Origin of the sequence: Oceanospirillum sediminis, from assembly GCF_014164585.1 — a bacterium.
Lineage (GTDB): Bacteria > Pseudomonadota > Gammaproteobacteria > Pseudomonadales > Halomonadaceae > Oceanospirillum > Oceanospirillum sediminis.
The window spans coordinates 1-304 of record NZ_JACJFM010000376.1; the positions used below are offsets into that span (position 1 = coordinate 1).

A 304-nucleotide genomic window follows, 5' to 3' on the forward strand; every position below is an offset into this window, starting at 1 on the left:
AATCGCTCTGAAATAAGGGACAAAATCAGGGTTTTCACGTACCTGTTCACGGTAACTGGTCAAAGCCCGATCAGCCAGCCGGTTCATCTGATCACGCCAGGCTTTTTTCGGTTGAGGTGGTGGCTGTAAGGTGGCTTCCAGTACCGCTGAAACATAAATTTCCATACTTCGCTGAGCAATTTCAGGCAGACCAAACTTAAAACGGATCATTTCCCCCTGTTCAGTCACTCTCAAGCTGCCATTAACCGACCCCGGAGGCTGGGCCAGAATCGCGGCTCTTGCCGGACCACCTCCCCGGCCTACG

At 52.6% G+C, this 304-nt stretch carries 1 protein-coding gene; it reads right to left on the reverse strand.

Annotated features, from left to right (window positions below):
• On the reverse strand, positions 1-304 hold a 304-nt coding region (locus H4O21_RS25295), incomplete at both ends, for a phosphoenolpyruvate carboxylase (RefSeq protein WP_182812804.1).